Annotated in this window: 4 protein-coding genes; 3 read left to right on the top strand and 1 reads right to left on the bottom strand. The window is 57.8% G+C overall.

Going from position 1 to position 4205, the window contains the following annotated elements:
• Window positions 1-194 precede the first annotated feature (194 nt).
• A complete protein-coding gene (locus FEM54_RS26080; RefSeq protein ID WP_003213894.1) occupies window positions 195-1571 on the bottom strand; it encodes a glutamine synthetase family protein in 1377 nt (458 codons plus the stop codon).
• Between the two features lie 278 nt (window positions 1572-1849).
• On the opposite strand from FEM54_RS26080, the gene FEM54_RS26075 reads away from it, so the two are divergent.
• The 3 genes from FEM54_RS26075 to FEM54_RS34755 form a co-directional block, all read left to right on the top strand.
• On the top strand, window positions 1850-2629 hold the full coding sequence (locus FEM54_RS26075) for a gamma-glutamyl-gamma-aminobutyrate hydrolase family protein (RefSeq protein WP_138453611.1): 780 nt from the start codon (window positions 1850-1852) through the stop codon (window positions 2627-2629).
• A 39-nt stretch (window positions 2630-2668) separates the two neighbouring features.
• Entirely contained in the window at window positions 2669-4027 is a 1359-nt protein-coding gene (locus tag FEM54_RS26070) for a glutamine synthetase family protein (protein WP_017139534.1), read from the top strand.
• A gap of 59 nt (window positions 4028-4086) precedes the next feature.
• Window positions 4087-4205: hypothetical protein (locus tag FEM54_RS34755; protein ID WP_240792806.1), on the top strand; the 119-nt coding region annotated here is incomplete at its 3' end.

Here is a 4205-nt window from a genome sequence, read left to right as displayed (position 1 = left end):
TTGTATGAGCAGGAGGGTGTGTTGTCTGCCAGGGCCTCATCGCAGGCAAGCCAGCTCCCACACTTTGATCTGTGAACGCATTCAAGTGTGGGAGCTGGCTTGCCTGCGATGAATACAACGCGGTCTACCGGAATAAACTCAAAAAAAATGCCGCAGGCCATAAAGCCTGCGGCATTTTTTAAAGCAGCAACGGCTTACACCGTATGCAGATACCAGTTGTACTCAAGGTCGGAGATGGAGTGTTCAAACTCTTCCAGCTCACTTTCCTTACAGGCGACGAAGATATCGATGTATTTAGGATCGATGTACTTGGCCATCACCTCGCTGTCGTCCAACTCACGCAATGCATCGCGCAGGTTGTTCGGCAGGCTCTGTTCGTTCTGCTCGTAACTGTTGCCTTCCACCGGAGCGCCAGGCTCGATCTTGTTGGTAAGACCGTGGTGCACGCCCGCCAAGACCGAAGCCATCAGCAGGTACGGGTTGGCGTCGGCACCGGCCACGCGGTGTTCGATACGCACGGCATCGGACGAGCCGGTGGGTACGCGAATGGCCACAGTGCGGTTATCCAGGCCCCAGCACGGCGAGTTCGGCACGTAGAACTGTGCGCCGAAACGACGGTAGGAGTTGACGTTGGGGCACAGGAACGCCATTTGGGCGGGCAGGGTCTCGAGCACACCGCCGATCGCGTGACGCAATGCGGCGTTCTGCTCGGGATCCTCGCTGGCAAAAATATTCTTGCCGTCCTTGTCCAAAATGGAGATGTGTACGTGCAAACCGTTGCCTGCCTGGCCTGGGTAAGGCTTGGCCATGAAGGTGGTGTCCATCTCATGGTCGTAGGCGATGTTCTTGATCAGGCGCTTGAGCAGTACCGCGTAGTCGCAGGCCTTGATCGGGTCGGCGACGTGGTGCAGGTTCACTTCGAACTGCGCCGGGGCACTTTCCTTGACGATGGCGTCAGCCGGGATGCCTTGCTCTTTGGCACCTTCCAGAATGTCCTGGAGGCAGTCGACGTATTCGTCGAGGTCGTCGATCAGGTACACCTGTGTCGAGTGCGGGCGTTTGCCGGAGATCGGCGAGCGGGGCGGTTGTGGGCGGCCGTTCACGTTCTCCTGGTCGATCAGGTAGAACTCAAGCTCGAAGGCGGCGCAGATGGTCAGACCGAGGTCGTCAAATTTGCTTACAACTTGGCGGAGCACTTCGCGAGGATCGGCGAAGAAAGGTTCACCTTCAAGTTCGTGCATGGTCATCAGCAGTTGCGCGGTTGGGCGCTTTTGCCAGGGTTCATTGCACAGGGTGTCGGGGATTGGATAACAGATTCGGTCAGCATCACCGATGTCCAGACCCAGGCCGGTGCTTTCCACCGTCGAGCCGTTGATATCCAGGGCAAATAAAGAGGCAGGCAGGTTAATGCCCTTCTCGTAAACCTTGTGGAGGCTGGTGCGTTCGATGCGCTTACCGCGCACCACACCATTCATATCCGCAATTAGAAGGTCTACGTACAGAACCTCAGGATGATCCTTAAGGAACGCGTTCGCTTCGTTAAGCTGAACGGCACGCGGGGGTACCGACATGATGCAACACCTTTGTTGTTAAAAATATCAATCATTGATCTTTTCTGGTTTCAGTCAACCCGAACGGCATGCCGAAGTCAAGCGAGGCCTTTTTTGCCCTAAAAAAGCGCCTTGAGGCCTTTTTTGGGGCTTTTTGGGGCGGTTTTTTGGGTTTGAAGGGCTTGGGACTAGCAGGCTAAAGCGGGCCGTGTTGTATTTTTTACGGGGGTGTTGTGTAAAAAAATGAACAAGGCTAAGCTCGATTCAAACCCATAACAGCAATAATACCGGGGTGCTTCATGTCTCGCCTGCCGTTAATCGGCGTCACCGCCTGCTCCAAACAGGTCGGTTTGCATGCTTATCACATCAGTGGCGACAAATACGTCCGTGCAGTCGCAGTCGCTGCCAAGGGCTTGCCATTGATCATTCCATCCTTGGGTGATCTGCTCGACCCGGCCAATATTCTTGACGGCCTGGATGGCATTCTCTTTACCGGCTCCCCGTCCAATATCGAACCCTTTCACTACGATGGTCCGGCTAGCGCGCCCGGGACTGCTCATGATTCTGCACGCGACCAGACCACCCTGCCGTTGCTGCGCGCCGCGATTGCGGCCGGCGTGCCGGTGCTGGGCATCTGCCGTGGCTTTCAGGAAATGAACGTGGCGTTCGGCGGCAGCCTGCACCAGAAGGTTCATGAAGTACCGGGCATGATGGATCACCGCGAAGACGAGACCCAGCCGCTGGAAGTCCAGTACGGCCCGGCGCACGCCGTGGCGATTACCCCCAATGGGGTATTGGCAGGCCTGGGTTTGCCGCCGACGATCCAGGTCAACTCGATTCATAGCCAGGGCGTTGATCGCCTGGCGCCGGGTATGCAGGTCGAAGCGACCGCACCCGATGGGTTGATCGAAGCTTTTTCTTACACGTCGGGCAAGGCTTTTGCTTTAGGAGTGCAATGGCACCCCGAATGGCAGGTAAGCTCTAACCCGCACTACCTCGCGATCTTCCAGGCCTTTGGCTCGGCTTGTCGAAAGCGGGCGATACAACGCGACGCGGATGCTGCGTCAACCAACGCCTGACCTTTAATGGATGTCAGGAAACACAGCCCAGAGGCATTTATGAGTAACAACCTCGACCAGCTCACCGATTGGTTGAAAGACCACAAGATCACAGAAGTCGAATGCATGATTGGCGACCTCACGGGCATCACCCGGGGCAAGATCTCGCCGACCAACAAGTTCATCGCCGAAAAAGGCATGCGCCTGCCCGAGAGCGTTCTGTTGCAGACCGTGACCGGCGACTATGTCGAAGACGACATCTATTACGAATTGCTCGACCCGGCCGACATCGACATGATCTGCCGCCCCGACCAGAACGCGGTATTCCTGGTGCCTTGGGCCATCGAGCCCACCGCCCAGGTGATCCACGACACCTACGACAAACAAGGCAACCCCATCGAGCTGTCGCCGCGCAACGTGCTCAAGAAGGTACTCAAGCTCTATTCCGACCGGGGTTGGCAGCCGATCGTGGCGCCGGAGATGGAGTTCTACCTGACCAAGCGCTGCGAAGACCCGGACTTCCCGTTGCAACCGCCGATTGGCCGTTCCGGTCGCCCGGAGACGGGCCGCCAGTCCTTCTCTATAGAAGCCGCCAACGAATTCGACCCGTTGTTCGAAGACGTCTACGACTGGTGCGAACTGCAGGAGCTGGACCTCGACACGCTGATTCACGAGGACGGCACGGCGCAGATGGAAATCAACTTCCGTCACGGCGATGCTTTGTCCCTGGCCGACCAGATCCTGGTGTTCAAGCGCACCATGCGTGAAGCCGCGCTCAAGCACAACGTGGCCGCCACCTTTATGGCCAAGCCGATGACCGGCGAGCCGGGCAGCGCGATGCACTTGCACCAGAGCATCATCGACATCGCTACCGGCAAAAACGTCTTCTCTAATGAAGACGGGACCATGAGCCAGCTGTTCCTGAACCACATTGGCGGCCTGCAGAAATTCATCCCTGAATTGCTGCCGCTGTTTGCCCCCAACGTGAACTCGTTCCGCCGCTTCCTGCCCGACACCTCGGCGCCGGTTAACGTGGAGTGGGGTGAAGAGAACCGCACTGTGGGCCTGCGTGTACCGGATGCCGGCCCGCAGAACCGCCGTGTCGAAAACCGCCTGCCAGGCGCCGATGCCAACCCGTACCTGGCGATTGCCGCCAGCTTGCTGTGTGGCTACATCGGCATGGTCGAAGGCCATAACCCCAGCGCACCTGTAGTGGGTCGTGGTTACGAGCGCCGCAACCTGCGCCTGCCGTTGACCATCGAAGACGCCCTGGAGCGCATGGAAAACAGCAAGACCATCGAGAAGTACCTGGGGCAGAAATTCATCACAGGCTACGTCGCGGTCAAGCGGGCCGAGCATGAAAACTTCAAGCGCGTGATCAGTTCGTGGGAGCGGGAATTCCTGCTCTTCGCCGTCTGATGCGCCGGGCGCGCGGGGCAACCCGCGCGCCCTTCACCGAAAAAGTCTAGGAGACCGGTATGTCCAGCAACAACCCGCAAACCCGTGAATGGCAAGCCTTGAGCAATGATCACCACCTGGCGCCGTTCAGCGACTTCAAGCAATTGAAAGAGAAAGGCCCACGGATCATCACCAAAGC

The sequence above is a fragment of the Pseudomonas edaphica genome (genome assembly GCF_005863185.1).
GTDB lineage: Bacteria > Pseudomonadota > Gammaproteobacteria > Pseudomonadales > Pseudomonadaceae > Aquipseudomonas > Aquipseudomonas edaphica.
This window is presented reverse-complemented; position numbering and strand designations above follow the sequence as displayed.

What these genes read in the sequence shown, in the direction of transcription:
- FEM54_RS26070 (WP_017139534.1), top strand. Translation starts at nt 2,669, where the DNA reads ATGAGTAACAACCTCGACCAGCTCACCGATTGGTTGAAAGACCACAAG.
- FEM54_RS26075 (WP_138453611.1), top strand. Translation starts at nt 1,850, where the DNA reads ATGTCTCGCCTGCCGTTAATCGGCGTCACCGCCTGCTCCAAACAGGTC.
- FEM54_RS26080 (WP_003213894.1), bottom strand. Translation starts at nt 1,571, where the DNA reads ATGTCGGTACCCCCGCGTGCCGTTCAGCTTAACGAAGCGAACGCGTTC.